This is a genomic window from Devosia sp. GW821-FHT12F11, assembly GCF_058806655.1.
This window is the reverse complement of record NZ_JBXAPX010000006.1, coordinates 1-23,687: the sequence shown is the minus strand read 5'-3', so window position 1 is coordinate 23,687 and position 23,687 is coordinate 1. Positions and strand designations below refer to the sequence as shown.

Annotated in this window: 26 protein-coding genes and 1 tRNA gene; 13 read left to right on the top strand and 14 right to left on the bottom strand. The window is 65.9% G+C overall.

Going from position 1 to position 23,687, the window contains the following annotated elements:
- Positions 1–28 precede the first annotated feature (28 nt).
- The 6 genes from AC1ROK_RS17760 (at position 29) to AC1ROK_RS17735 (ending at position 5,026) form a co-directional block, all read left to right on the top strand.
- Positions 29–982, top strand: coding sequence for a dihydrodipicolinate synthase family protein (locus tag AC1ROK_RS17760; protein WP_492849317.1), 954 nt, complete (start codon positions 29–31; stop codon positions 980–982).
- 36 nt (positions 983–1,018) lie between these two features.
- Positions 1,019–1,735, top strand: coding sequence for a GntR family transcriptional regulator (locus AC1ROK_RS17755; RefSeq protein ID WP_492849315.1), 717 nt, complete (start codon positions 1,019–1,021; stop codon positions 1,733–1,735).
- A 200-nt stretch (positions 1,736–1,935) separates the two neighbouring features.
- On the top strand, positions 1,936–2,142 hold the full coding sequence (locus AC1ROK_RS17750) for a cold-shock protein (RefSeq protein ID WP_492850006.1): 207 nt from the start codon (positions 1,936–1,938) through the stop codon (positions 2,140–2,142).
- A gap of 394 nt (positions 2,143–2,536) precedes the next feature.
- On the top strand, positions 2,537–2,791 hold the full coding sequence (locus tag AC1ROK_RS17745) for a hypothetical protein (protein ID WP_492849313.1): 255 nt from the start codon (positions 2,537–2,539) through the stop codon (positions 2,789–2,791).
- 100 nt (positions 2,792–2,891) lie between these two features.
- Positions 2,892–4,580: a dihydroxyacetone kinase family protein gene (locus AC1ROK_RS17740; RefSeq protein ID WP_492849311.1), complete on the top strand. Its 1,689-nt coding sequence runs from the start codon at positions 2,892–2,894 to the stop codon at positions 4,578–4,580.
- Between the two features lie 119 nt (positions 4,581–4,699).
- Entirely contained in the window at positions 4,700–5,026 is a 327-nt protein-coding gene (locus tag AC1ROK_RS17735) for a hypothetical protein (RefSeq protein ID WP_492849309.1), read from the top strand.
- Positions 5,027–5,289: 263 nt separating this feature from the next.
- Here the strand turns inward: AC1ROK_RS17735 and AC1ROK_RS17730 are convergent.
- A tRNA-Met gene (locus tag AC1ROK_RS17730) sits at positions 5,290–5,366 on the bottom strand.
- A gap of 142 nt (positions 5,367–5,508) precedes the next feature.
- Positions 5,509–6,306: a hypothetical protein gene (locus tag AC1ROK_RS17725; protein ID WP_492849307.1), complete on the bottom strand. Its 798-nt coding sequence runs from the start codon at positions 6,304–6,306 to the stop codon at positions 5,509–5,511.
- 134 nt (positions 6,307–6,440) lie between these two features.
- On the opposite strand from AC1ROK_RS17725, the gene AC1ROK_RS17720 reads away from it, so the two are divergent.
- From AC1ROK_RS17720 to AC1ROK_RS17710, 3 genes are all read left to right on the top strand, one after another.
- Entirely contained in the window at positions 6,441–7,478 is a 1,038-nt protein-coding gene (locus tag AC1ROK_RS17720; RefSeq protein ID WP_492849305.1) for an aldo/keto reductase, read from the top strand.
- 378 nt (positions 7,479–7,856) lie between these two features.
- Positions 7,857–8,069 carry a hypothetical protein gene (locus AC1ROK_RS17715; protein WP_492849303.1) on the top strand — a complete coding sequence of 71 codons (213 nt, stop codon included), beginning with the start codon at positions 7,857–7,859 and terminating at the stop codon, positions 8,067–8,069.
- 80 nt (positions 8,070–8,149) lie between these two features.
- Positions 8,150–8,836 (top strand): DUF599 domain-containing protein, encoded by a 687-nt coding sequence (locus AC1ROK_RS17710; protein WP_492849301.1) that lies wholly within the window; start codon positions 8,150–8,152, stop codon positions 8,834–8,836.
- Positions 8,837–8,851: 15 nt separating this feature from the next.
- On the opposite strand, the gene AC1ROK_RS17705 is transcribed toward AC1ROK_RS17710, so the two are convergent.
- The 5 genes from AC1ROK_RS17705 to AC1ROK_RS17685 all read right to left on the bottom strand — a co-directional run bounded on the left by AC1ROK_RS17705 (position 8,852) and on the right by AC1ROK_RS17685 (position 13,333).
- Positions 8,852–9,199, bottom strand: a complete 348-nt coding sequence (locus AC1ROK_RS17705) for a putative quinol monooxygenase (protein WP_492849299.1) — start codon at positions 9,197–9,199, stop codon at positions 8,852–8,854.
- A gap of 60 nt (positions 9,200–9,259) precedes the next feature.
- Positions 9,260–10,516: an RNA polymerase sigma factor gene (locus tag AC1ROK_RS17700; RefSeq protein ID WP_492849297.1), complete on the bottom strand. Its 1,257-nt coding sequence runs from the start codon at positions 10,514–10,516 to the stop codon at positions 9,260–9,262.
- A 144-nt stretch (positions 10,517–10,660) separates the two neighbouring features.
- The gene (locus AC1ROK_RS17695; protein WP_492849295.1) at positions 10,661–11,080 is read right to left on the bottom strand and encodes a YciI family protein; all 420 of its coding nucleotides are present in this window, start codon (positions 11,078–11,080) and stop codon (positions 10,661–10,663) included.
- Between the two features lie 124 nt (positions 11,081–11,204).
- Positions 11,205–12,482 (bottom strand): tetratricopeptide repeat protein, encoded by a 1,278-nt coding sequence (locus AC1ROK_RS17690; protein ID WP_492849293.1) that lies wholly within the window; start codon positions 12,480–12,482, stop codon positions 11,205–11,207.
- Positions 12,479–13,333 (bottom strand): alpha/beta hydrolase, encoded by an 855-nt coding sequence (locus AC1ROK_RS17685; protein ID WP_492849291.1) that lies wholly within the window; start codon positions 13,331–13,333, stop codon positions 12,479–12,481. Before AC1ROK_RS17685 ends, AC1ROK_RS17690 begins: the two co-directional genes overlap by 4 nt.
- Before the next feature lie 150 nt (positions 13,334–13,483).
- On the opposite strand from AC1ROK_RS17685, the gene AC1ROK_RS17680 reads away from it, so the two are divergent.
- On the top strand, positions 13,484–13,795 hold the full coding sequence (locus tag AC1ROK_RS17680) for a (2Fe-2S)-binding protein (RefSeq protein ID WP_492849289.1): 312 nt from the start codon (positions 13,484–13,486) through the stop codon (positions 13,793–13,795).
- Entirely contained in the window at positions 13,761–14,246 is a 486-nt protein-coding gene (bfr, locus tag AC1ROK_RS17675) for a bacterioferritin (RefSeq protein WP_055046419.1), read from the top strand. The genes AC1ROK_RS17680 and bfr overlap by 35 nt, the downstream gene beginning before the upstream one ends.
- A gap of 241 nt (positions 14,247–14,487) precedes the next feature.
- Here bfr and AC1ROK_RS17670 read toward each other — a convergent pair whose 3' ends face one another.
- Together AC1ROK_RS17670 and AC1ROK_RS17665 are read right to left on the bottom strand one after the other, a co-directional pair.
- The gene (locus AC1ROK_RS17670) at positions 14,488–16,266 is read right to left on the bottom strand and encodes a tetratricopeptide repeat protein (RefSeq protein WP_492849287.1); all 1,779 of its coding nucleotides are present in this window, start codon (positions 16,264–16,266) and stop codon (positions 14,488–14,490) included.
- A gap of 36 nt (positions 16,267–16,302) precedes the next feature.
- Entirely contained in the window at positions 16,303–17,283 is a 981-nt protein-coding gene (locus AC1ROK_RS17665) for an aldo/keto reductase (protein WP_492849285.1), read from the bottom strand.
- Positions 17,284–17,437: 154 nt separating this feature from the next.
- Between AC1ROK_RS17665 and AC1ROK_RS17660 the strand changes: the two genes are divergently transcribed.
- On the top strand, positions 17,438–18,283 hold the full coding sequence (locus AC1ROK_RS17660) for a hypothetical protein (RefSeq protein WP_492849283.1): 846 nt from the start codon (positions 17,438–17,440) through the stop codon (positions 18,281–18,283).
- Positions 18,284–18,360: 77 nt separating this feature from the next.
- Here the strand turns inward: AC1ROK_RS17660 and AC1ROK_RS17655 are convergent, their stop codons facing one another.
- The 5 genes from AC1ROK_RS17655 to AC1ROK_RS17635 all read right to left on the bottom strand — a co-directional run bounded on the left by AC1ROK_RS17655 (position 18,361) and on the right by AC1ROK_RS17635 (position 22,207).
- Entirely contained in the window at positions 18,361–19,365 is a 1,005-nt protein-coding gene (locus tag AC1ROK_RS17655) for an alpha/beta hydrolase (protein ID WP_492849281.1), read from the bottom strand.
- A 76-nt stretch (positions 19,366–19,441) separates the two neighbouring features.
- Positions 19,442–19,921, bottom strand: a complete 480-nt coding sequence (locus AC1ROK_RS17650; protein ID WP_492849279.1) for a DsrE family protein — start codon at positions 19,919–19,921, stop codon at positions 19,442–19,444.
- Entirely contained in the window at positions 19,890–20,456 is a 567-nt protein-coding gene (locus AC1ROK_RS17645) for a hypothetical protein (protein WP_492849277.1), read from the bottom strand. The genes AC1ROK_RS17650 and AC1ROK_RS17645 overlap by 32 nt, the downstream gene beginning before the upstream one ends.
- Positions 20,457–20,519: 63 nt before the next feature.
- Positions 20,520–21,281, bottom strand: a complete 762-nt coding sequence (locus AC1ROK_RS17640) for an ABC transporter permease (RefSeq protein WP_492849275.1) — start codon at positions 21,279–21,281, stop codon at positions 20,520–20,522.
- Positions 21,278–22,207 (bottom strand): ABC transporter ATP-binding protein, encoded by a 930-nt coding sequence (locus AC1ROK_RS17635; protein ID WP_492849273.1) that lies wholly within the window; start codon positions 22,205–22,207, stop codon positions 21,278–21,280. The genes AC1ROK_RS17640 and AC1ROK_RS17635 overlap by 4 nt, the downstream gene beginning before the upstream one ends.
- Positions 22,208–22,384: 177 nt before the next feature.
- Between AC1ROK_RS17635 and AC1ROK_RS17630 the strand changes: the two genes are divergently transcribed.
- Positions 22,385–23,386 carry an ATP-dependent DNA ligase gene (locus tag AC1ROK_RS17630; RefSeq protein WP_492849271.1) on the top strand — a complete coding sequence of 334 codons (1,002 nt, stop codon included), beginning with the start codon at positions 22,385–22,387 and terminating at the stop codon, positions 23,384–23,386.
- Positions 23,387–23,687 lie beyond the last annotated feature (301 nt).

Sequence of the window (23,687 nt, the reverse complement as noted above, 5' to 3'; positions counted from 1 at the left end):
ACAACTACTCCATCTGGTGATTGTATCAGTGACACAAGAACTCGCAGCCGCCCCTGAGGCCAGCAATTACAGGGCTCTTGGCGGCATCGTCGCCGCCTCGCTGACCCCCATCACCGACACCGGAAGCATCGACATCGTGCGACTGAAGTCGCATTTCGACTGGCTGTTCGCCGCCGGCTGCAGCCATGTTTCGCCCTTCGGTTCGACCGGCGAGGGCGCTTCGTTCTCGGTGCGGGAAAAGCGGGCGGCGCTGGCCGCGCTGCAGCAGGCGGGCGTGCCGATGGACCGGCTGATCCCGGCCTCGATGAGCGCTGCCCTCGACGATGCCGTGGCGACCATCGCCGCCGCCGCCGATCTCGGTTGCCGCGCCGTGCTGATCGCCCCACCCTTCTATTATGGCGCGACGAGCCAGGACGGCCTCGCTGCCTTCTTCGAGGCCGCCGCCAATCGCTTCGGCGGCAACTTCCCGCTCGATGTGGTGCTCTACCACATCCCCGCCATGACCAAGGTCGGCTACGGCGTCGAGCTGGTGCAGCGGCTGGTTGCCCGACACGGCAAGCGCATCGTCGGCATCAAGGATTCGACCGGCGATCGCACCCATACGCTGATGCTGGCGAGGACCTTCCCGAACCTCAGGATCTTCACCGGCGATGACCGCGTGCTGCCTGACCTGCTGGCGGCCGGCGGCGCCGGCATGATCGGCGGCCTCCCCAACGTCAACGCCATCGAGCTTTGCCGCTTCTTCACCAACCCGACCGGACCCGACGCCCATGGCCTCTGCGACCGCGCCGCGCAGCGCATCGTCGCCGTCGACGACCATGGCGGCATCATCGCACTGAAAGCGGTGAAGGCGCAGATCAGCGGCGACGCCGCCTGGATGCGTCCGCTCGAGCCGTTGCTGCCGTTGGCCCCGGCCGGCGTCACCGCGCTGCTCCAGAGTTTCCGGCAGAGCCAATTCCAATTCCCAGGCGAAGAGGATTGAGTTAACGCTCAGGCGAGCGCGAAGGAGGAAACGCGTATGTCGACCAAGGCCCTGACCGCCCCGGCCCGGCGCACGGTGCGCCGCCAGCGGAGTACGGCCGGCGGCGACAATACGCTGAACCGCCAAACTGCCTATCAGCGCTTCCAGCGCCTGCTGCTGGCCGGGCAGATCCAGCCTGGCCAGAACCTGTCGCAGCGCGATCTGGTTTCGAAACTCGGCATCTCGCTTGGCGCGCTGCGCGAACTGCTGCCGCGGCTGGAGGCTGAGAGCCTCCTCGCCGTGCTGCCGCAGCGCGGCATCCAGATCACCACCGTCGATCTCAGAATGATCCGCGAATCCTACCAGATGCGCCTCGCCTACGAGCGCGAGGCGACCATCTACGCCATCGAGCATGTCAGCGACGAAGCGCTGCAGCAGCAGCGCGCGCTCCACGCCTCGATCCTCGAGCGCGCCAGCAGCGCCGGCATCAGCGGCGCCCTGCTCGATGAAGCGCAGAAGATCGACTCCGACTTCCACGATTTCCTGATCGGCGCCACCGGCAACGAGATCCTGATCCAGGCCTATTCGATCAACGCCATCCGCGTCCGCATGATCCAGCTCGACCGCATCCGCTTGAACCCGGTGGTGCTCGCCCCGGCATTGGCCGACCACCTCGACATCATCGACGCGCTGCTGAAACGCGACCGCGCCAAGGCAGAGCTGGCAATGGAAACCCACATCCACAACGCCCGGCTGCGCGCCGTTACATTCTAGTTCGCGTCCCACCTTGCTATCGGCGCAATTCGTCCCTATATAGCCACCATACGTTACGGCCATCTTTGGCTTCTGATCTGCCGGCTTGCCGGTTGTTTGGTTCCCCTGAATTGCGAACGTCTAGACCCCCGCCGCGTGTTGCGACGGAGGAACGAGTGCGTTCGCCGCTGGGCGTCCCCTCACAATCGAAAGTACCCGTCATGATCAATGGCACCGTGAAATTCTACAACTCGACCAAAGGCTTCGGCTTCATTGCTCCGAGCGATGGCAGCAAGGACGCGTTCGTCCACGCCACTGCGCTGGAAGCAGCCGGCATCTCCGGTCTCGCCGAAGGCCAGCAGGTCACCTATGACCTGCAGAGCGGCCGCGACGGCAAGCTGTCGGCGACCAATCTGCAGCTCGCCTGATCGATCTGCCGGGCCAGCCATCAGGCAGGCCCGGCAAACGCCTCCCGCACCGCGGTCGAGGCGCTTCAACAAGAGGCCCCGCATCTGCTGATGACGGGCCCACAAGAGAACACATGACACATCTGAACTACCAGGCTCGCGCCGAGCTCTATCTCGGCCGCGACTGGCAAACTGCCACGGCCCACGGCCCTCGGGCTTTCCGGGTTGCGGCACACGCCCTGCGCTTCGCCTTCGAGGAAGTTGCTCCCGTCAGCCTGCGCGGCGCCCGCCTCCGGGTCGGTGACCGCGTCTATGCCGGCAGCGCCCTCGAGCGCCTCTACCAGAGCGGCGATTACCCGCTGCAACGCAAACCCATTGGCCGCGCCCGCGGCCCCAGCGCCCGAAAGGACACAACGTGGAGAACTTCAACTACACCGCCTCCGCCGAGCTCTATCCCAGTCGCCGCTATGCCAAGTCGGCTCGCGAGCAATATCGCCGCTTCAAGACGGCCGCCGAAGCCATCCAGTACATCGTCGAGGACCGCCCGGCTGCCTGGCTGATCGGCACTTTCCTCGAAGTCGATGGCCACCGCTTCGATGGCGCCGCGATCCGCGCCCTCTACGAGGCTGAAGGCTACCCGCTGCAGCGCCAGCAGGCCGCCGCAGCCTAATACTCAAGCCTTTCTTCCCGAGCCCCGATCATGCAGACATCCTCTGGATCGTACTGCATGAATCGGCGCCGCCCGCGTTGCGGGGTCAGGGAGAGAGGCCATGAAGAAACTCATCAACGACATTCCTTCGCTCGTCCGTCAGTCGCTCGAAGGCCTCGCCATGCTGCATCCGGGGCTGGCGCTGCTCGGCGGCGAGAACACCATAGTCCGTGCCGATCTCGAGGCCTTTCGCCTGAGCGGCAAGGTGGCGATCGTCACCGGCGGCGGCGCCGGCCATGAGCCGGCCCATGCCGGCTATGTCGGTAACGGCATGCTGACCGCCGCGGTCAGCGGCGACGTCTTCGCCTCCCCCAGCACCGATGCGGTTTACGCGGCGCTCCGCGCCGTCGCCAATCCGGCCGGCATCCTCATCATCGTCAAGAACTACACCGGCGACCGGCTGAACTTCGGCCTCGCCGCAGAAATGGCGCGCGCCGACGGGATTCCGGTCGAGCTGGTGATCGTCGATGACGATGCGGCGCACGGCAAGGCCGAACGCACTGCCGGTCGGCGCGGCATCGCCGGCACGGTGTTCGTCCACAAGGTCGCCGGCGCCGCTGCCGAAGCCGGCCTGCCGCTGAGCGAGGTGAAGGCCCGGGCGCTCAAGGCCATCGGCGCCATCGCCTCGATGGGCGTCGCGCTCTCGCCCTGCACGGTTCCGGCCGCCGGCAAGCCCAACTTCTCGCTCGGCGACGACGAGATGGAACTGGGTCTCGGTATCCATGGCGAAGCCGGTGTGCAGCGCGTCGTCATGCAGCCGGCCCGCCAGGTGGTCGAAACCCTCATCGACACCATACTCGCCGATCGCGGCCTCAACGGCGGCGACCACGTTGCGCTGCTGGTCAACAATCTCGGCGGCACCGCGCAGATGGAAATGAGCATCGTGGCGCGCGACGCTCTTGAGGTGCTGAAGGCGCGTGGCATCATCGTCGATCGCGGCTTTTGCGGCACCTTCCTCACCGCCATCGAAATGACCGGCATCTCGCTGAGCCTGCTCCGCACCGACGCCGAACTGCTCGCGGCGCTCGACACCCCCACCTCGGCACCGGCCTGGCCCGGCACGCACGGCGAGCTGCCGCTCACTGAGCTCACCACCCTGCCCGCCCCGACGATCGGCAACGACACCACCGCCGGTTCCGGCCCGGCCACCGCAACCGAACTGGTCGCCGTCCTCACCTCGGCCTGTCGCGCCATCATCGCCGCCGAAGCGGAGTTGACCGAAATGGACCGGATCGTCGGCGACGGCGATATCGGCCATTCTCTCGCCAGCGGCGCCACCGCCTTGCTGCAGCTGGCCCCCGGCTGGACCGGTCGTCCGCTCGATGCGGTGCTGCGCGAGATCGGCCTTGCCATGCGCAAGAGCATCGGCGGCACCTCCGGCCCGCTCTACGCCGCCTTCGCCATCGCCGCCGCGCAATCGGTCGCTGACGGTGGAGCTGACAGTGCCGCCCTCGCCCGCGCCTTCAGTGCCGGTGCCGACGCCATCAAGCGGCTGGGCGGCGCCGACGCCGGCGACCGCACCATGCTCGACGCCCTGCTCCCTGCCGCCGCAGCGATGGTCGCTGGCACCATTGCCGAACAACTGAGCTCGGCTGCCGCGGCCGCCCGCTCCGGGGCCGAACGCACCGCCACGATGCAACCCCGCCGCGGCCGCTCCAGCTATATCGGCGAGCGCGCCCTCGGCCACCCCGACCCCGGCGCCGTCGCCATCGCGCTCTGGCTGGAGGCCGCGGCGAAAGCCGCGGGCTGACGTTGAACTCTCGTTTCCCCGCGACCACCGGTTCGGATCGCGGGGAAACCATTTCCGCTACTCCACGTTTCGTCGCCAGGCCCGGCACGCCTCAACGATAACAATAGTGGAGAAAAATCATGATGATCCGCAGCCTCGTTTCCGCCGCCGCCCTCTCGCTGGCCATGCTGGCATCGGGCGCCTTGGCGCAAACCAGTATCAACGGTGTCGAGATTTCTGCTGAGGACCTGCCCAAGGTTCAGGCGCAGTGCGATGATCTGGCGGCAGAAGCCGCCAAAGCAGACGGCGGCACCAGCACCGACGAGACCAAGGCTGATGATGCCAGCGATACCGCCGAGTCGAGCGATGAGCCCGATACCCCTGCCGAGACCGCCCAGGGCACCACCAAGATCGACCTGGCGACGCTGACGCTCGACGCCTGCAAGACGGCCGGCTTCGTGAAGTAAGCCAGCTGACGACGGTGGAGAACAGTTAGCTCCCGCGCTCACAGCAAGCCCCGCCCGCCCCAAGGCCGCGCGGGGCTTAGTGCTGTTTGGAACCCTGCCTAGCCATAGGCGTTTGGTCTGCAGAGAGCAGCGGCTGACGAACGATCCCCTTCAACCTTGGACTCGTCGGTTGCTGCTCTCGTGTGATTCCGGTTGGATTACCCCGCCCACCACCGGCAAAAACAAAAAGCCCCGCTTTCGCGGGGCTTTTGCAATCCAAGCTTTGGTTGCGGGGACAGGATTTGAACCTGTGACCTTCAGGTTATGAGCCTGACGAGCTACCGGGCTGCTCCACCCCGCGTCAGATATCAAAGCCTTGGCTTTTTGCGCCTTCGTGTGCGGCCATCGCCGCCGACGCAGGGGGTATATAGGGGGTGATCTCCGCCACCTCAAGGCAAAAAGCGCATTGCGTGACAGTTTTTTGACCCGCGGCTCCGAACCCCTTACTGCGCCGGGGGCGGAGCCGCGTCTGCCGGAGCCTCTGCCTCGGCCGGCGGCTTGGCGCGGCAGCCGATGCCGAGTTCGCGATAGAGCTTGTTGCCGGCGTTGATCAGCTGGCCCCGCGCCACCTCGAGACCGCGACGGCTGGCGCGCGGGCCGAGCGCCTCCGGGCGCTTCGCCACATCCTTGGACAGCTTTTCGAGATAGGGCACGAACAGCTGGATCGACTGCATCGCCGAGATCACCTGGGGACACTTCTTGCCGATCCCCGCCGCTACCGCCAGCGCCAGGTTCGCCTCCGCCGCCTGCCGCGCCTCGATCACCGCCTGAGTGAATTCGGCGGTCTGGAGTTTCACCGGCTTGGCGTAGCGCGGCTCGTTTGCCTTGTCGGCCGGCATCGGAAAGTTGACGCAGAGCCGACTCAGCCATTCCTCGGCCCGTACCCGCGCTGCAAAGGTGATGACGCGCGACTGCACGATATGGGTCTGCAGCGCCGCGATGTCCTTGGCGGGCTTCCCCTCCAGCGAGCCTCGCACCTCGGCGAGCAGCCGATAGCCGAGCGCAAACGAGTTGGAGGCGCGGGTCAACTCGGCGCAGTCGCTGCGCTGTGCCGCCGGCTGCAGCTTGATGGTGTCCTGGCCCACCGTCCGGGTCACGGCGCCAACCAGGGTCGCCAGCTCCTTGAGGTTCATCTGGCCGATCCGGCTCAGGTCAGCTTCGTCCTGTGCCACGGCCGGCCCCCCCACGAATGTCGCGACGGCGAGGGCGAAGGCAGCGAGCGGCAGCAGAGATTTGCGCAACGGCGATATCCTTGAAATGGCGCGCACAATCTCTCCGATCCGGCGCGCCCGCGCAACCTCGGGCCGACCTTCGGGGGGATTGTCTCGGCCGACCTCGTTTCATACGGTGCGCGCCGAACTGAAGGGGCATTTCCATGAAGATGAAGACGCTTGGCCGCACCGATATCTCGGTGTCCGAGATCTGCCTGGGCACCATGACCTGGGGCAAGCAGAACACCGAGGCCGAGGGCCATCAACAGATGGATTATGCCGTCGAGCAGGGTATCAACTTCTTCGATACCGCCGAGATGTACGCCGTGCCGCCCGACGCCTCGACCTACGGCAAGACCGAGGAAATCATCGGCAGCTGGTTCAAGAAGACCGGCAAGCGTAACGACATTGTGTTGGCCTCGAAGGTCGCTGGCGGTGGCCGGCCATGGGTGCGCGCCGGCCGCGGCATCGATGGGCCGAGCGTGCGCGAAGCGGTGGAAGGCAGCCTCAGGCGCCTGCAGACCGACCGTATCGATCTCTACCAGATCCACTGGCCCCGCCGCGGGCATTACCACTTCGAGGGCTCGTGGGACTACAACCCCTACCTGCAGGACAAGGAAAGCGTACTGCCCAACATGCTCGAAGTGCTGCAGGTGATGGGCGAGCTGGTGCGCGAGGGCAAGATCCTGCATTTCGGCCTCTCCAACGAGAGCGCCTGGGGCACCATGCAGTATCTGAAGCTCTCGATGGAACTCGGCCTGCCGCGGGTGCAGACCATCCAGAACGAATACAATTTCCTGCGCCGCTACTACGACATGGATCTGGCCGAACTGGCCTTCCACGAGGATGTCGGGCTCTTGGCCTATTCACCGCTGGCGGCGGGCGCCATCTCCGGCAAATACCTTGGCGGCGTGCTGCCCGAGGGGACGCGCGGCGCTGTGGCCGGTTCCGCCTATCGCAACAACCAGTACACCGAGCCGGCGATCCGCGCCTATATCGCGCTGGCCGAAAAGCACGGGCTCGACGTCTGCCAGATGGCCATCGCCTTCTGCCTCACCAAGCCATTCATGACTTCGGTGATCATCGGCGCGACGACCATGGACCAGCTCAGGACCAATATCGGTGCGGCCGATATCGAGCTCTCCGAGGCGGTGCTCGGCGAGATCCAGCAGATCTTTATGCGCTACGCGCGGACGCTGTAGGCGAGGACAGATGCCAAACTAGGGGCAATCGGAATGCCCTTACCACCGGCGTCATTCCCGCCTAGGCGGGAACCTGGTGGGATGCTTCCACCGCCGGTGAATCGGAAGGATCGCACTGGGTTCCCGCCTTCGCGGGAATGACGCCGGTTGCATGCCCCCTGCAGCTGACCCCGCCCCCCATTTCCACGGCTCCCGACCCTCGCGCAAATCGCTTCCCTCTCCCGCTCGCGATTTGGCATCTCAATTCTCGACCAATCCGATAGGGTTTGTCATTCTCCTCGCATACGCCGGGGTTCCCTCCTCCCTTCCCCGACGGCAACGCGGCCCCGCTGCTTCCCCCTGTAGGTGGCGGGGCCGACCAAACCGAGGAGTGATGCCGTGCTGCACTTTGTTGGAATCCTCACCCCGCCCGATGATCTGCCGCCGGGCGACGACCGGCAGAAGCCGTTCTTCGGGCCCGAATGGCGCCTGACCCGTACCGAGCGCGACGCCGCGGTGCTCGACGGCAAGTGGCCGACGCCGGCCGACGAGTCGCGCGATCCGGCCGAAGGCATGCGCTTCGTCAGCCTGCTGTCGCCGCCCTTCATCTGAGAAACACAGCGCTGAGCACATCGCCAAGTCGCGTCGCGGCGCTATAAAGGAGCACTGATTCCCCGAGAGCTGCGGGCGCCATGACACTGTTCGCGACACTATTCCCGCTCATCTGCTGGTTCGCCTACAATTATGGCGTGCCGCTGCTGGAGCGGAAGCGGCCGTCGCTGTCGGTGATCATGTCGATGCAGCGCCGCCGCTGGGTGGCCAATGCGGTCAAGCGCGACACCCCGCTCGATGCCATCCTCGCCGGCAACCTGATGGGTTCGGTGAGCTTCCTCGCCTCGACCTCAGTGCTGCTGGTGCTGGCGGTGTTCACGGCCTTCGGCAATCTCACCGCACTGACCGACACGCTGACCACCGTCGGGCTGAAGACGACCTACACCACGCAGGACGTACAGATCCACCTGTTCGCAACGCTCGCCATCTTCGTGCTGAGCTTCTTCTCGTTCACGCTGGCGCTGCGTCAGTTCAACCACTTCTGCATCCTGCTCGGCGCCATCGAGCACTCCGAGCATGTCGCCCGCGACGAGATCGACGGCATCGCCCAGCTCAACACGCTGGCCGCCAAGAACTTCAACAACGGCATCCGCGCCTACTATTTCGCGGTGCCGATGGTCGCCTGGTTCGCCAACGAATGGCTGGCGGTGGTGGCGACCCTCGTGACAGTGGCGTTCATGGTCCACCGCGAATTCTTCTCCACCGCGCACCGCGTCGCCGCGTCTATTGCCGTCCTGGCGAGCCGGCGCGAGAAGGAACACGGCTGAGGCCTTGGTGCGCGGCTAGAGGTCCTGGAACACCCGCCACGGCTGATAAAGCTTTGGGCCGCCGCCACCCAGCTGCATTTTCTCGCTCCATTTGCCCAGCAACTCGCCGCTGACGTCCGCCGTCGCCATCAAGGGCTGCATCAGGTGGCCGATATGGGCGAAGTGCTCCAGCGCCGCATCGATATCGCGATAGCGCTCATAGACGATCGCCTCGCTCTCATCGTCGTTGAAGAAGATCTCGTATTGCAGCGTGCCGGTGTCCTGGGTGCGGACGATCTCCATCGCCTGTTCGCACAGCGCCTTGTATTCCGCCAGCTTGCCCGGCCGGATGACTGCGCGGGCGACGCCCTTGATCTCTTCCATGCTGTTTCCCTTTCCAATGGTGCACGGCCCAAGCATCGGACCCGCGGAAGGTTGCATCGGTCAACCGCACGCCTCGGCGCGGGCCCGCAGAAACGCCGCTTCCCCGGCATTGCGGGTCAGCTTTGCGGCCGCCTCGAATTGATCGCGCGCCTCGCCGAACCGCCGGGCCCGGAACAGAAAGTCGCCCCGCGCCGCCGGCAACGGTGCGTAATTGCGAAGAGCCGGTTCGTCCGCAATTTCGTCGAGCAGCCGTAGCCCCGCCTCGGGCCCGAAGGCCATGCTGTGGGCGATGGCGCGGTTGAGATCGACTACCGGTGACGGCGCCGCAACGCGCAACCGGTCATAGAGCGCCGCGATGCGCCCCCAGTCGGTTTCAGCGGCGGTGACGGCCCGGGCGTGGCAAGCGGCAAGCGCCGCCTGCAGGACATAGGGCCCATCCCCATCCAGCGCCTCAGCCCGCGCCAGCGCCTCGAGCCCGTGGCGGATCAGCAGCTGGTCCCACCTCGTCCGATCTTGGGCCGTCAGCGGCACCAGAACCCCATCCGGGCCAAGGCGCGCCGCGAGCCGCGAAGCCTGGATCTCCATCAGCGCCAGCAGCCCGAACACCTCGGCATCGTCGGGCATCAGCCCGGCCAGCATGCGCCCCAGCCGTTGCCCTTCGAGGCAAAGCCCGGGCCGGATCGGATCATCGCCCGATGTCGCGGCATAGCCCTCATTGAAGATCAGGTAGATCACTTCCAGCACCGAGGGCAACCGCGCTTCCCGCTCGGCGCCGCGCGGCACCTCGAAGCTCAGCCCGGCCGCTGCTATCGCCTGCTTGGCCCGAACGATGCGCTTGGCGATCGCCGCCTCACTGGAGAGAAAGGCCCGGGCGATCTCGTCCGGCGTCAGCCCGCCGACCACCCGCAGCGTCAGCGCGGCGCGGGCCTCGGCCGTGAGCATCGGGTGGCAGGCAACGAAGATCAGCCCCAGCAGCTCATCGCCGACCTCGTCGTCGAGTGCCGCCTCGATCGCCGCTGCAGCATCATCCGACGCTTCGTCCAGCGTCTGGGCGATCTCGCCGTGCTTGCGCTCCCGCATCCGCTCGTGCCGGATGGCATCGATGGCGCGGCGCTTGGCGGCGGTCATCAGCCAGGCGCCGGGATTGGCCGGCACCCCCGTCTTCGGCCATTGGCTGAGCGCAATGAGCAGCGCCTCCTGCGCCAGTTCCTCGGCACGATCGATGCTGCGCACCATCCTGGCGAGACCCGCAATGAGCCTCGCCCGTTCGATGCGGAAGCTGGCTTCGATCGCTCGCTGCGTTTCGCCTGTGCTCATGCCCTGTTGTCGGCCAAACCGGCAAGGCGGGCAAGCCGAGGCTCAGAGCGTTTCCAGGAAGGGTTGCGGACCTTTCCGGTTCGGAAACCCGACAAGCCAAGCCCATGGAGCAATTCGCCGTTTCAACGAGACGGCGAATTTGCTCTACGCCACGCCGAGCTTGCCACGTTCGCCCTCGCGCGGCGTTGCGAGCTCCTCGGGTGTCACGTAGCCGACAAGGTCCGCCGCTTCCATGAACGGCCGGAGCTCAATCTCGTTCTTGCCGGGCATGGCGGGGTAGCGCTTGAGCCAGGCCAGCGCCTCGTCCATGTCCTTGACCTCCCAGATCTGGAAGCCGGCGACCAGTTCGCGCGTTTCGGCAAACGGGCCATCGATGATGGTGCGCTTCTCCCCATCGATGGTGATCCGCTTGGCCTCGGCTCCGGCCTTGAGCCCGGCGCCTGCCACCAGCACACCTGCCTTCACCAGTTCCTCGATGAACCGGTCCATCGCCGCGAACGCCTCTTTCGTCGGCGGCGCGCCGTTATTGCCCTCGGTGGCTTTTCCCAACACCATCACACGCATCGTCTGTCTCCTTGAGTGACCGCTCGCATCGAGCTGGTGCCACAACGACGGACGGGGCTTCGGAGAAAGGACACCGTCGGGAAGTTCTTTTGAAACAAGCGGGCGATTGGCCGCGACACCCACCTCAGTTGTCGATCTTGCTCTTGGGATAGATCTTCACCGACGGCGTCCCGGTCGGCGCCTGCAACGCCGCTTCGAGCCGATTGTAGTTGTCGCCGCCCGGCTCGTAGCCCAGCACGGCGGACTGCTGGTAGAGCTCCAGCGCGCGGGAGGTGTCCATCGTTACAGCGATGCCGTTCTCGTAGAGATGGCCGAGATTGTTGAGGCCGATCGGGTTGCCCTGGTCGGCCGCCTGCTGGGTGAAGCTCAGCGCCTTGTCGAGGTCGCGCACCCCACCGGCGCCGTTGAGATACATCAGCCCCAGATTGACCGCAGCATCGGTGTTGCCGCTTTGCGAAGCCTGCCGATAGAGCTGGCGCGCCATCGCGAAATCCTGCGTCACTCCGGTTCCGTCTTCGTACAGCAGCGCCAAGTTGCCTTGCGCCTGCGCGATCCCCTGGTCGGCCGCCTGCTGATAGAGCGCCGCGGCGCCTTCGAGGTCGGCGGCAAGGCCGTAGCCATGCTGCTTGAGATAGCCCAGAGCGTTCAGCGCCAGCCCGTAATTCTGGTCGGCCGACGCCTGGTAGAGCTCGGCGGCGCGCGCATAGTCCGGATCGGCCAGGGCACCGGTCTCGAACAGGCTGCCCAGATTGTACTGGGCGCGGCTATCGCCCTTGTCCGCTGCTCGCTGGTACCAGGCTGCAGCGGCAACCAGGTCCCGGTCGAGCCCCAGCCCCTCGGCATAGAGCGAACCCAGGTTGGCCATCGCCCGCGGCAAGCCCTGGTCGGCCGCCTTGCGGTACCAGCGCGACGCCTCGAGATAATCCTGCCCGACGCCCTCGCCGTAGTCGTAGGAGAGCCCCAGGCTATCCTGCGCCGGGGCGAAGCCGGCATCGGCGGCCAGCTTCAACAGCTCCGCGCCACGCGTCATATCCTGCGCAACCCCTTGCCCGACGATCAGGATGTCGCCGAAGCTGGTCTGCGCCAGCACATTGCCGGCCGTTGCCGCCGGCTCGAGATAGGTCGCCGCCTGCGCCGAGTCGCCAGCGACGTCATAGGCACGACCGAGCCAGGCCTTGAGCACGGCCGATTCCGGATCCTCGGCCAGCGCCGCGGTGCAGGCTTCGATAGCCGCCGCGGTGTCCATGGCGCTGCTGTCGAGCCCGGTTTCGGCATAGCCTGCTTCCCAAGGGCTTGCGGCCTTGGCGGCGCAGGCATCGAACAACTCGGTAGCCGATGCCGGAGCGGCGCTGAGACCAAGGGCCAGCACGGCGCTCGCTGCCAGCGTCTGTCGCAAACTCATCGCCCTGCTCCCTCTTTGCGCCGCCCGATCATAGCGCCGCCGTCAGGTGGCGCCAGCCGCAATGTGTGCGCGAGGAACTCGGCCACCTCGCCGGCGAGGCTGGAGCGGCGGGTGAGCAGGCTCCCCAGTTCGAGCAGCGTCGAGGGATGAGTGAAGCGCGGGAAATGCCGCTCGGTGACGGCGACGCCATGTTCGCGCAGCCGGTGGGCCAGCGCCACGGTGTTCTGCGGCCCGACCACCGTGTCGCCGTCGGCACTGGCGAGAAACATCGGCGGCGCGGCGCTGGTGACGAGATTCACCGGCTGCGTTGCCAGCAGATCGGCGGCGCCGCTGAAGGTACGGATGCTGATCGGCACATCGAACGGATAGAAGTTGTAGGGACCGGAGAGCCCGACCACCGCATCGATGGCGTCGACCACCCCATATGCCGGCTCCAGCGCCAGCATCACCGCATTGTAGGCGCCGGCCGAATGGCCGGTCAGCGCCAGCCGCGACGCGTCGCCGCCATACCCGGCCGCATGCTGCAGGGTCCAGCGGACAGCGTCGGCGCAATCCTGGAGGAACACCGGGTACTCGACCTCGGGCAGCACCCGATAATCCGGTACCACGACGAGATAGCCGAGCCCGGCGAGCCAGCGCGCCACGAAGGCGAAGTCGCGCCGGTCGCCCTCGTTCCACGCCCCGCCATAGATGTAGACGACGACAGGCGCCGGTCCGTTCGGCTGGCGCGGGCCATAGACATCCAGCCTCTGCCTGGGTCGCTCGCCATAGCTCAGCCCGGAGGCCAGCCGTCGTGACCGGCGATCCCCGGGGCTGGCGAAGTTGAGCAGACCAACGAGGGAGAAGGACATCGGAGGAACCTGAGAAATTGCCCGGATAGATACGGCCGGGGTCGGCGATGGTTTCGTGATTCGGCGTGCGGCATTATCTGACATTGACAATCAGGTTTCTTCGGCGCTCTATGCCGCCCGAACCTCACAGCCGACGCCGTTTTTCTGCCCATGCTTGTCTGCCAGTGCAACGTGATCACCGACAGGGAGATCAAGCAGGTTATCGTCGGGCTTTTGCGTGAGGATCCCTGGCAAATCATCGTGCCTGCGATGGTTTACCGGGAGCTGGCGAAGCGCTGCAAATGCGCCGGCTGCGTTCCGAATGTGGTGGACATTATCATCACGGTAACGGAAGAGTACCACCTCCAATTGGCCGAAAAACCCGCCGACGCACCTGTGGTGCACGCGCGGCTTTTGGCCATGCGTCGTAAGCGCCAAGGAGGTCGTAATGAAAGGCGAAGCACAGGTCATCGAGCGGCTTAACGAGGCTTTGTTCCTCGAACTCGGGGCCGTGAACCAGTACTGGGTGCATTTTCGCATCCTGAGCGACTGGGGCTACACCAAGCTGGCGGCCAAGGAACGTGCCGAATCCATCGAAGAGATGCACCACGCCGACAAGCTGATCGAGCGCATCATCTTCCTCGAAGGTCACCCGAACCTGCAGCGCGTGGCGCCGCTGCGCATCGGCCAGACCATCAAGGAAGTGCTCGAGTGCGATCTCGCCGGCGAGTATGACGCCCGCAAGGCCTACAAGGCCTCGCGTGAGCTCTGCGAGTCGCTGGGCGATTACGTTTCGAAGAACCTGTTCGAGGAACTGCTGGCCGACGAAGAAGGCCACATCGATTTCCTCGAAAGCCAGTTGCAGCTGCTCAACTCGATCGGCGTCGAGAAGTACGGCCAGCTCAATTCCGACAGCGCCGACAAGGCCGAGTAAGGCTGCTGTCGATCAGGATTTTGGAGCCGGCTGCCCATGGCGGCCGGCTTTTTTGTTGGAGTTCACACGGAGGATGCCATCCGCCCCTCCCGCTGAGGGGAGAGCGTAGCGGAGCAGGGACAGTGAGGTCCGTAGCGGAGCTAGGGTGAGGGGTTCAGCTTCTCAACAAGCGCCTGCTGCGCCGCTTCACCCCTCAACCGGCCTTCGGCCACCTTCTCCCCTGAGGGGGAGAAGGGATTACCTAACTCCGGGGCCCCGCCCGCATCGGTCCTACCTGCGGCTCCACCATCCCGCGGTCGAGATCGGCCAGCCGATCCGCCGCCGCCGCAATCCCGTGCCTTGCCGCGAGGCCGTACCACTTCGCCGCCAGCGCCCGATCGGCCGGCACGCCGCGGCCGTTCTGGTAAGCGACACCCAGCCCGAACTCGGCCGGCGCGAAACCCTGCACTGCGGCCGCCTGATAAAGCGTCACGGCGCGTGCGGGGTCCTCGCCCGTGCCATGCCCCCAGAGCAGCAGGTCGGCGAGCAGCACCTTGGCCGGGACAAACTCGCCACCGGCTGCTTCCTCGAGCAGCGGCACGGCTTCCGACTGGCGTCCGCCGGCGATCAGCGTGCGGGCGTACCAGGCCTTGTTCTCGAGCGATGCCGCATCCAGCGCCACCGCGTTCGCACAGACCGAGATGGCAGTATCGGCATCGATCCGCTCGAGCTCGACGCCCGACACCTCGAAACCCGTCTCGTAGCGGGTCGCCGCGATCAGCCCGCAGGTCTGTTCGGCTCGCACTTCGGCCGCCCGGCTGGCGGCATAATCGTTGCCCTGCGCCGCTGCGAGGTCGAACAGCTCGATGGCGCGGTTGAAATCCCGCGCCACGCCGGTGCCATCGGCATAGATGGCGCCCAGCGTCGACTGCCCATAGCTCGCGCCGGCATCGGCCGCCTGCTCGGCAAAGCTGCGCGCCATGTCGAAATCGACCGGCACGCCCTCGCCGTAGAGATAAGCCTGCGCCAATCCGACCGTGCCGCCGATCTCGCCCTCCGCATGCGCGTAGGAATAGAGCTCGAAGGCGCGGTCGAAATCCCGCTCTACCCCGCGTCCGGTGCTGTAGAGCTGCCCCAGGTTGGCGCTCGCCAGCGCATAGCCCTGGTCGGCGGCCATCTGGTAGTAGCGCGCCGCCTCGGCCGCGTCCTCGCTGACGCCCTGCCCGGTCTCGTAGAGATAGCCGAGATCGTTCTGGGCATAGGTATCGCCCATTTCGGCGCCCAGCTGGAACTGCTCGGCCGCCTTGACGTAGTCGATCTCGACGCCCTGGCCGAATTCGTAGAGCTGGCCAACGCCGTAGATGCCGACCACGTCGCCCTTGTCGGCGCCCTTCTGGTACCAGAACATCGCCTGCGCGTAGTCGAGCTCGACCCCGGCGCCACCATGGTAGAGATAGCCGAGGTTGCTGGCAGACCGTGCCTCACCCTGCTGGGCGGCCCGCATGTACCAGGAAGCGGCGACCGCGTCATCCTCAGCCACGCCGCGCCCCAGATCGTAAGCAAAGCCGAGGCTCAGCTGTGCCGGCGCAAACCCGGCCTCGGCCGCCGGCTGCAGCACCTCGAGCGCCCGCGTATAATCGGTCGTCGCCGCGTCGCCGAGATCGCCGAACAGCACATCGGCCAGCAATTGCCGCCCGAGCGGGCTGTCGCCGGCCACCGCCGTCTCCAGTAGCGGCAAAGCCGTGTCGGTCTGCCCGTCGGCGAGTAGCGCCCGCGCCAGCCAGGCCTGGTTGGCGGCCACATCGGGCGCCGCCTTCACCGCCTCCTCGCAAGCCGGGATGGCGATGGCCGGATCGATCCGGCTGAACTCACGCCCAAAACCTTGATAGCCGCGCTCGTACTGCGACGCCGCCGCCATGGCGCAGATCGACGCGGTGGGTGCGTCCTGGGCGCCGGCGCTCCCCGGCAGCAGCACGGCCGCCAATGCGAGTGCGGGCAGGAGGAGACGACCGACGACCCTGTTCTTGCTGCGCAATGCCACGACCAAACCCTGCCCCTCTTCGCCGTCCCAGTGAGCCTAGCGGAAGCTCTGCGCGCCCGTCGAGTGATACGGCGCCTCGAGCCGCGCCACCTCGTCGGCGCTGAGCCCCACATCGAGGGCGCCCAGCGCATCCTCGAGCTGTGCCAACTTGGTGACCCCGACGATCGGTGCACTGACCGGTTGCTTCTGCAGCACCCAGGCGAGCGCCACCTGCGCCATCTTCACTCCGCGGGCCACCGCGATCTCACCGACCACCGCATTGATCGCCTGGTTCGCCGCTTCATCCCTGAGGTACAGGGTCTTGCCGACGATATCGGTCTCCATCCGTTCGGTGCTCTCGCCCCATGGACGGGCCAGCCGGCCGCGCGCCAGCGGCGACCACGGGATGACGCCGATGCCCTGGTCGATGCAGACCGGCAGCATCTCGCGCTCCTCCTCGCGCTCGATCAGGTTGAGCTGGTTCTGCATCGAAACGAAGCGGGCCCAACCGTGCTTATCGGAGGTCATCAGCATCTTGAGGAATTGCCACGCCGCCATCGACGAGGCCCCGATGTAGCGGGCCTTGCCGGCGCGCACCACGTCGTTGAGCGCCTCCAGCGTCTCCTCGATCGGCGTTGCCGGATCGAACCGGTGGATCTGATAGAGGTCGACGTAGTCGGTGCCGAGCCGGCGCAGCGAGTTGTCGATTTCGGCGAGGATTGCCTTGCGGCTCAGCCCCTTGCCGTTCGGCCCCTGACGCATCTCGCCATTGACCTTGGTGGCGATCACCAGCTCGTCGCGCGGCGCCATTTCGAGCAGCACCTTGCCGACGATCTCCTCGCTCGAACCGAGCGAATAGACATTGGCCGTGTCGTAGAAATTGATCCCGGCTTCCCATGCGGCGCGCAGGATCGGCCGGCTCGCCGCCTCATCGAGCGTCCACTCGTGCGAACCCTGTTTCGGTTCGCCGAACGACATGCAGCCGAGGCAGATCCGGCTGACTTCGAGGCCGGTATGACCGAGGCGGGTGTACTGCATGCTGGGCACTCCTTTGTTTGTGCTCGGAGTTTAGCAGCCGGATGGGGGCAGAGCGAGAACGGCTTGGGCAAGTCTTGTGCGCAATTGCCGTCGACGCATTGGCGCAAGCCGCGCGGCTGCGCTACGCTGCAACGTGCAGAGGAGGATGCGTGAGATGCTGACCCGATCGCTCGCGGTGCTCGCGCTGCTGTTGACGCCCGTGGCCTCGCCGCTCACCGTCATCCGCCCCGCCCTGGCGCAGAGCCAGCAGATTGCCGTCGCCGAGCTGATGCGGGCGACTGCACTCGACGAGGTCTTCACCCAGTTCGCCGCCACCATTGCCGCCTCGGCCCGCGCCGAGGAGATCTCCAATGACGAGATTTTCCTGAAGCACTGGGAGGCAACCGCCACCTCGGTATTCGACGCCGCCGACCTGCACCGCCGCCTCGCCAGAGCGCTGGAAGGCAAGTTCTCTGCTGACGAACAGACGGTGCTGGGGAGCTTCTTTCACTCGGCGTTCGGCGAGCGCATGACCGTGCTGGAGCGCGACGCGGCCCGGCTCGCGCCCGAGGCACAGATCGCCGCGATCGCCGAAGGGCAGAAGCTGGTGACGACCGCGTCGGTGATCCGACAGACTCAGATCGAGGCGCTGATGGAGCTGGTTTCGGCAGAGATCTCGGCCGCCATGGTCGGCCAGTCGGTACGGGCGCTGCTGCTCGGGCTGTCGGTCTCGCATCAGCAGGGCGAGGTCACGGTACCCTGGCAGGAGATCGACACCCAGGTTGAGGCGATGATGCCGGGGCTGCTGGCCGACGTAGGCCGCACCCAGCGCGCCATGATGGCCTATGTCTATCGCGACCTGACCGACGCCGACCTCGACCGCTATATCGAGTTCCTGCGCACCCCGGCGGCGCAGAAGTTCTACGCCGTCGCCGCCTACGCCGTAGGCCGCATCGTCGCCGACGGCATGTCGGCCTTCGGCGAAGCGTTTGCGGCGCGCATGCAGAGCGTCAACGTCTAGAGTGGCAGCAACGGTACTGACAGGACGGTGAATCCAGACCGTATCCGAGGGATCGGCCCGCGCCGATCTATCGGCTGCTACTCGTTCCGCCGCCCGCCATCGATCGGCGCCAGCACGTCGTCCATCTTCTCGATTACCGCCGTCATGTTGCTCTCGGGCGGATCGGGCGTGAACACCGGACGCGGCGTGCCCGAGGGGAAGGCGCCGAACGTCTGGAAGAACTCGACCATGTCGTTGAGGATCGGCATGCGGAACCGCATCATCGCGCCGAGCGCGATCACCGGCTCGAGGTGGCCGAAGCCCGGGTAGTATTTCTCGGTGACCCAGATGCCCTGCTCACGCAGCTTCTTGGCCAGCGCCTCTGAGTTCTGCACCCTGACGATCGGGTCGGAGGTGCCGCTGGCGAGGAAGATCGGCGGCGCGTCGCTGGTGACAAGGTTGATCGGCTGCGTGCCCTCGGGGCTCGGCGCCGGCCCGAAGGTGTCGCGCACCTGGTCGTACTCGAACGGGTAGAAATTGTAGGGCCCCGAAATGCCGGCAATCGCCCGGATCGGCATGGTGACGTCGTAGTCGCGGCGGAACGAGGAATCGAGGCCCAGCATCACCGCATTGTAGGCGCCGGCCGAATGACCGGCGACGAAGAAGCGGTTCGGATCGCCGTCATAGAGCGCGATATTGTCCTGGATCCAGCGCATCGCCTGCGCGCAATCCTCGAGGAAATCCGGGTACTTGACCTCCGGCCACAGCCGGTAATCGGCGATCACCGCAACGAACCCGGCGGCGGCCAGGGCCCGGCCGGCAAACTCGTATTCGAACTTGTCGCCGGCGCGCCAGCTGCCGCCATAGATGAACATCACCACCGGCGCCGTGCCGTCGATCTTTTCGGGGCGATAGATGTCGAGCTTCTTGCGCTGCCCATCGGCATAGGGGATGTCGGCAACCTTCTTGACGCCCTGGTCCATCGCTTCGGCGATGTTGAACGGCGAGAAGATCGTCACCTGCGCCAGCGTCGGCAGCACCGAGGCGACGAGCAGCGACAAAGCAAGGGCGAACCGCAGGGCGGTGCTGAAAATCCTGGTCATTCGGGGGCCTGGTCAGTTCCGGAGTCGCGCCGACTGATGGCCGAGGAACCTGAAGATTTTGTGACCAGTTTAGCGATCAGGGCCTCAGATAGGCGTAGCCTTCGGCCTGCAACTGCGCGAGCCGGGTGACCCCGCCCTGATCGACGCGGACGAAGCCAGCCAACAGGTCACCCAGCTCCAGCTTCTGGGCCTCGAGCGTATTGCCGCAAGCTTCGAGGCCGACGCCCTGCGCACTGGCCTTGGCGAGCTTGCGCGCGAGATCCGGGTTGGCCGAGGCGTGCCGGAACGCATTGAGCGCCGGCCCGTGCACGACGAGCACGATGGTCACCTTGTCCGCGCCGCCCATGCCCTCGATGTGGTTGGCGATGTTGCCCAGGACGAACCCGACCTTGTCCAGGTCGCTAAGGTGGTAGGCGACACGCGGCACGGCCGGCGACGCAGCGCGCACTTCGCCGTTGAACACGGCGGCGCCCGCAGCTGCCGCCGCGACGAGACGCGCCACGAGACCACGCCGGCTGACCGGCTCACTGGGCGGCAAGGAGGGCTTTGCCGGCATCATCATACTCCAGCGGCAGGCAGTTCCTGAGATCGGTGCGATAGAGCCAGAACACCTTGTCATCGGTGCCGAAGGCCGCCTCGGCCGGCGGCTCATCTTCCGATTCCGGATCCCAGGTGCGGGCCCCATAGGGGATTTCGACGGCAATCGAGTCCTTGTCGCGCAGCTTGACGTCGATCTGCCCGCCATCGCAATCGATGCCGCAGCCGAGCAGCTTATTGCCCTCTTCGTCGAGCCCGCACGAACCGGACACCTGGAACTGCTCATCGACGCCGCGGAAATTGACGCCGATCGACAGCACGTATTGCCGCCCGTAATCGGCATCCTCTGAACTATCGACCAGGAGCGTCATCGCGGTGACGTTCTGCGCCTCGTGCTGGCTGAGATGCTTGGCGTCGTACTGGCGGGCAAAACAGGCAAACACCCGATCCTTGCCCGGATCGCGGCCGAACAGCAGCTGATCGTTCTGCACTCCCGCGGCAAGCACCGGACCGGACGTGAGAACCAGGCTCAGGGCAAGCAAAGTGGCGCGCATGATCGACCTCCACCCATGAGGCTAGCCGGTGGCGGATGAACCGGCAATGAAAGCCGCTATCCCCTACGACTTCAGCCGATAGCCGGTCCGGAACATCCAACTGACGATGCCGAGGCAGATGGCGAGAAAGCCGAGTGTCGCAGCGACGCTGATGGAGATGTCGACATCGGCGATGCCGTAGAAGGCCCAGCGGAAACCGCTGATCAGGTAGACCACCGGATTGAACAGCGACACTGCCTGCCAGAACGGCGGCAGCACACTGAGCGAATAGAAGGTGCCGCCGAGAAAGGTCAGCGGTGTGATGATCAACAGCGGCACCGTCTGCAACTGCTCCATTCCCTTGGCCCAGATGCCGATGATGAAACCGACGAGACTGAAGGTGACGGCGGTCAGCACCAGGAACGCCAGCATCCAGAATGGATGGTCGATGCGGATCGGTACGAAGAACCACGCTGTCGCCAGCACCAGCACGCCGAGGATGATCGACTTGGTCGCCGCGGCCCCGACATAGCCCACCACGGTTTCGAACGACGACACCGGGGCCGAGAGCAGCTCGTAAATGGTGCCGAGGAATTTCGGGAAGTAGATGCCGAACGACCCGTTGGCCACCGACTGGGTGAGGATCATCAGCATGATCAGCCCGGGGAGGATAAAGGCCCCATAGCTGACGCCCTCGATCTCGGTGATGCGCGAGCCGATGGCGGCGCCGAACACAACGAAGTAGAGCGAGGTCGAGATCACCGGTGAGATCAGCGACTGCAACGGGGTGCGGAAGGTGCGCGCCATCTCGAACTTGTAGATCGCCCTGATTGCCTCGAAGTTCATGATGCGTCCCTCACCAGGCTGACGAAGATGTCTTCGAGCGAACTCTCTCGCGTCTGCAGGTCGCGGAAGCGCACCCCGGCATTGCCGAGATCGGCGAGCAATCCGCTGATGCCACTTCGCTCGCCCTGCGCGTCATAGGTGTAGACCAGGCTTTCGCCGTCGGCGGCGAGCTCCAGCGCGTAGGGTTTCAGCGCCTCGGGCAGAGTATCGAGCCGCTCCTGCAGCGTCAGGGTCAGCTGCTTCTTGCCGAGCTTGCGCATCAGCTCGGCCTTCTCCTCGACCAGCATCAGCTCGCCGTGCTGGATGATGCCGATGCGGTCGGCCATTTCCTCGGCTTCGGCAATGTAGTGCGTGGTGAGGATGATCGTCGTGCCGGCGGCCCTGAGCCGGCGGATCATCGCCCACATGTCCTTGCGCAGTTCGACATCGACGCCCGCGGTCGGCTCGTCGAGGAACAGCACCTCGGGCTCGTGGCTCAGCGCCTTGGCGATCATTACCCGGCGCTTCATCCCGCCGCTGAGCTGCATGATCTTGCTGTCCTTCTTGTCCCAGAGGCTCAGCTCGCGCAGCACCTTCTCGAGATGCTCGGGGTTCGGCTTCTTGCCGAACAGCCCGCGGCTGTGGCTCACCGTGGCCCAGACCGTCTCGAAGGCGTCGGTGGTGAGTTCCTGCGGCACCAGCCCGATCATCTTGCGGGAGTCGCGGTAATCTCGCACGATGTCGTGGCCATCAACCGTCACCGTGCCGCTCGATGGCGTCACGATCCCGCAGATGATCGAGATCAGGGTGGTCTTGCCCGCCCCGTTCGGCCCGAGCAGCGCCAGGATCTCGCCGCGCTCGATCTCGAGGCTGACATGCTTAAGCGCCGCGAACCCCGACGCATAGGTCTTGGATAGGTCGGCAATGGTAATGACTGCATCCGGCATGTTCGCCCTCCCGAACTCCGTAGCCCCAGCATATGCGATGGCGAACGGCCGAGTTCAACGAACTGTGAGGTAACTTCGACCTGCCCATATGGGCAGGCGCAGCGTTGCGTCCGGCAAAGACAGCGCGGGGCTGGTCGGTTAGCCTCGCTCCTACGTCCCCTTGCCGAGGAGAACGAGATGTCCGCCGACGCCGCTCCACATCAGATGCCGTTCGCCGCCATGGAAGCCCGCTCGGTCGAGGAGTTGCCCAAGGACACCGGCTGGCAGTTCGAACCGAAATGGGACGGCTTCCGCTGCATCGCCGTCAAAGCAGGTGATGCGGTCGCGTTGTTTGCGAAATCTGGGAAGCCGCTGGGCCGCTACTTCCCCGACATGGTCAGGTTGCTTGCGGCGCTGCCGGTGAGCGACTTCGTGCTCGACGGCGAGCTGACCATTCCGGTCGACGGACGCCTGAGTTTTGACGCCTTGCAGATGCGGCTGCACCCCGCGGCGAGCCGCGTAGCGAAGCTTGCGGCGGAGCATCCTGCCGTCTACGTGCTGTTCGATCTGCTGCTGGCCCCAGGCGCCAGGCCGTTGGCAGCGCAGCCGCTTTCCGAGCGGCGCCACGAGCTTGAGCGCATCTTTGCCGCCATACAACGCCCAGGTCTGCGTCTCTCTCCGGTGACGACGGATCGCGCCGAGGCCGCCTTGTGGCTTGCCGGTGCGGGTGGCGACGTCGACGGGGTGATCGCGAAGCGTCTGGATGCGGCCTATGCTGGCGGCGAGCGTCAGATGCTGAAGATCAAGCGGATGCGGACGGCGGACTGCGTGGTCGGCGGCTTTCGCTACGGCGCCGGCAGCCGGCTGGTGGGCTCGCTGCTGCTCGGGCTCTATGACGACGAGGGCAAGTTGAACCATGTGGGCTTCACCTCGGCGCTGGCCGACGAGGACAAGTCCGAGCTGACGCGACGGCTCGAGGCGTTGGCGGATGGCCCCGGCTTTACCGGCCGTTCGCCTGGTGGTCCGAGCCGCTGGTCAACAGAGCGGACCGAGCGTTACGAGGCGCTGCGTCCCGAGCTGGTGGTGGAAGTGTCCTACGACCATGTGAGCGGTGAGCGCTTCCGTCACGGGACGCGGTTACTACGCTGGCGTCCTGACAAGCGGCCAGATCAGTGCGGGATGGATCAGTTGGGACAGTAGGGCGTGCTGCCGGTGCGCCGACGTCTGCAGTCGGCGCACCCTTTCCCGTTTACGGGGGAGCGGGGACCAGCCGACAGGCTGGTGGGAGGGGGGCCACAGACACCTGCGGCCTACCCAGTCCGCTCGCCGTCGGTGCGTGTGGCACCAGAGGTCAGTGCGTGGGCTCCCCCCACCCACCACGCTTTCGTGTGGTTCCCCCTCCCCCGCAGGCGGGAGAGGGTGCGCCGACTGCGAGCACACATTCGGGGCGAAGCCTGTCGGGTTATCGGACAAAGCAAAACCCCGCCGGCTTTCGCTGGCG

What these genes read in the sequence shown, in the direction of transcription:
- AC1ROK_RS17755 (WP_492849315.1), top strand. Translation starts at nt 1,019, where the DNA reads ATGTCGACCAAGGCCCTGACCGCCCCGGCCCGGCGCACGGTGCGCCGC.
- AC1ROK_RS17750 (WP_492850006.1), top strand. Translation starts at nt 1,936, where the DNA reads ATGATCAATGGCACCGTGAAATTCTACAACTCGACCAAAGGCTTCGGC.
- AC1ROK_RS17740 (WP_492849311.1), top strand. Translation starts at nt 2,892, where the DNA reads ATGAAGAAACTCATCAACGACATTCCTTCGCTCGTCCGTCAGTCGCTC.
- AC1ROK_RS17735 (WP_492849309.1), top strand. Translation starts at nt 4,700, where the DNA reads ATGATGATCCGCAGCCTCGTTTCCGCCGCCGCCCTCTCGCTGGCCATG.
- AC1ROK_RS17720 (WP_492849305.1), top strand. Translation starts at nt 6,441, where the DNA reads ATGAAGATGAAGACGCTTGGCCGCACCGATATCTCGGTGTCCGAGATC.
- AC1ROK_RS17710 (WP_492849301.1), top strand. Translation starts at nt 8,150, where the DNA reads ATGACACTGTTCGCGACACTATTCCCGCTCATCTGCTGGTTCGCCTAC.
- AC1ROK_RS17705 (WP_492849299.1), bottom strand. Translation starts at nt 9,199, where the DNA reads ATGGAAGAGATCAAGGGCGTCGCCCGCGCAGTCATCCGGCCGGGCAAG.
- AC1ROK_RS17700 (WP_492849297.1), bottom strand. Translation starts at nt 10,516, where the DNA reads ATGAGCACAGGCGAAACGCAGCGAGCGATCGAAGCCAGCTTCCGCATC.
- AC1ROK_RS17695 (WP_492849295.1), bottom strand. Translation starts at nt 11,080, where the DNA reads ATGCGTGTGATGGTGTTGGGAAAAGCCACCGAGGGCAATAACGGCGCG.
- AC1ROK_RS17690 (WP_492849293.1), bottom strand. Translation starts at nt 12,482, where the DNA reads ATGAGTTTGCGACAGACGCTGGCAGCGAGCGCCGTGCTGGCCCTTGGT.
- AC1ROK_RS17685 (WP_492849291.1), bottom strand. Translation starts at nt 13,333, where the DNA reads ATGTCCTTCTCCCTCGTTGGTCTGCTCAACTTCGCCAGCCCCGGGGAT.
- AC1ROK_RS17680 (WP_492849289.1), top strand. Translation starts at nt 13,484, where the DNA reads ATGCTTGTCTGCCAGTGCAACGTGATCACCGACAGGGAGATCAAGCAG.
- bfr (WP_055046419.1), top strand. Translation starts at nt 13,761, where the DNA reads ATGAAAGGCGAAGCACAGGTCATCGAGCGGCTTAACGAGGCTTTGTTC.
- AC1ROK_RS17665 (WP_492849285.1), bottom strand. Translation starts at nt 17,283, where the DNA reads ATGCAGTACACCCGCCTCGGTCATACCGGCCTCGAAGTCAGCCGGATC.
- AC1ROK_RS17660 (WP_492849283.1), top strand. Translation starts at nt 17,438, where the DNA reads ATGCTGACCCGATCGCTCGCGGTGCTCGCGCTGCTGTTGACGCCCGTG.
- AC1ROK_RS17655 (WP_492849281.1), bottom strand. Translation starts at nt 19,365, where the DNA reads ATGACCAGGATTTTCAGCACCGCCCTGCGGTTCGCCCTTGCTTTGTCG.
- AC1ROK_RS17650 (WP_492849279.1), bottom strand. Translation starts at nt 19,921, where the DNA reads ATGCCGGCAAAGCCCTCCTTGCCGCCCAGTGAGCCGGTCAGCCGGCGT.
- AC1ROK_RS17645 (WP_492849277.1), bottom strand. Translation starts at nt 20,456, where the DNA reads ATGCGCGCCACTTTGCTTGCCCTGAGCCTGGTTCTCACGTCCGGTCCG.
- AC1ROK_RS17640 (WP_492849275.1), bottom strand. Translation starts at nt 21,281, where the DNA reads ATGAACTTCGAGGCAATCAGGGCGATCTACAAGTTCGAGATGGCGCGC.
- AC1ROK_RS17635 (WP_492849273.1), bottom strand. Translation starts at nt 22,207, where the DNA reads ATGCCGGATGCAGTCATTACCATTGCCGACCTATCCAAGACCTATGCG.
- AC1ROK_RS17630 (WP_492849271.1), top strand. Translation starts at nt 22,385, where the DNA reads ATGTCCGCCGACGCCGCTCCACATCAGATGCCGTTCGCCGCCATGGAA.